This is a genomic window from Ulvibacter litoralis (assembly GCF_900102055.1).
GTDB lineage: Bacteria > Bacteroidota > Bacteroidia > Flavobacteriales > Flavobacteriaceae > Ulvibacter > Ulvibacter litoralis.
On record NZ_FNBA01000054.1, the window covers coordinates 1 to 1033 of the forward strand.

Below are 1033 nucleotides of genomic sequence, written 5' to 3' on the forward strand. Positions count from 1 at the left end.
GAAGGACGTAAGAATGACTGACTTAATATTTAGCATAAAGCTGTTCGGATTCGATTCGGTAGAATCAGAATCCGAGCTATTTTTAGTAACGGGTTTGTATAACGATTGTTGCGTTTGGCGCAGCGCGCTGAGGGCAGCAGCGACAAGTTCTTTATTCTCTACTTAGTACCAAATTATTCAGAGCTGCGTGAGACTCAGAAGGGCAAGCGTAACGTTATTTTTCAGTAACCAATATAGTTAAATATTTGTAGAAATTATTGTAAAATTAACGCAAGAGCAATGATTGGTATACTTTGTTGTGCACTGGCTCTTTTCAGTCGGACTGATGAACCCAGTAAAGGTTTCCATTCCGATATGTTATAATTCCGCCACCAGCTTCTTCCTTTCCAATATAAATACTCGCTCGCTCCAAATTTAAAATACTGTCTTTATCAATATCGCCATTTTCCTTAAAGAGTACTTCCCAAACTTCTTTATCCGAAACTACGCACCATAAATTAACCCATTCAACAGCGTTTGGAAATCCTTCGTAATCCTTATTTCCACAACCAAGAGAAATCAATTTTTGCCCTTTTTCCTCTATTAAAATCCTTGGACAATCTTTATGATCAAAATAGATACTTTCTATAATACCATTACCGTTTAAGTCGATTTCTATAGTATCGGTCAATTTATATTCTTTAAAACTCTTAAAGTCAAACTTTTCAGATGCTATTTTTTGTTGATTAATTAAGGATTTTAAAGAATCGGGGTAAAATTTTCCGTTTGAAGTATATATAAATTCTCCCATCATTAGATTTTCCTTCATAAGAGAATCAGTCTTTTCCACTTTTATGTTAGTTTTTGAATTCAAGTTTTTTTTGCAACTTGAAATTGAAATAAATATTAGAATTAGAAGAAAATAGTTTTTCATTTAGTTCAATTTTCAGCTTGTGCACAACGGTTTGCGTATATTGATTGTGGCGTTTGGCTTGCCGTGCGGCTTGAAGCAACCAAGTTACCATTATTTGTTTAGTTACGATTATTCGAGGTT

At 34.2% G+C, this 1033-nt stretch carries 2 protein-coding genes; both read right to left on the minus strand.

From position 1 onward, the window contains the following. Positions 1–313: 313 nt before the first annotated feature. Entirely contained in the window at positions 314–829 is a 516-nt protein-coding gene (locus tag BLQ00_RS17410) for a hypothetical protein (RefSeq protein WP_139149466.1), read from the minus strand. A 7-nt stretch (positions 830–836) separates the two neighbouring features. Then, the coding region (locus BLQ00_RS17740; RefSeq protein WP_217629445.1) for a hypothetical protein at positions 837–1033 on the minus strand (197 nt) is incomplete at its 5' end.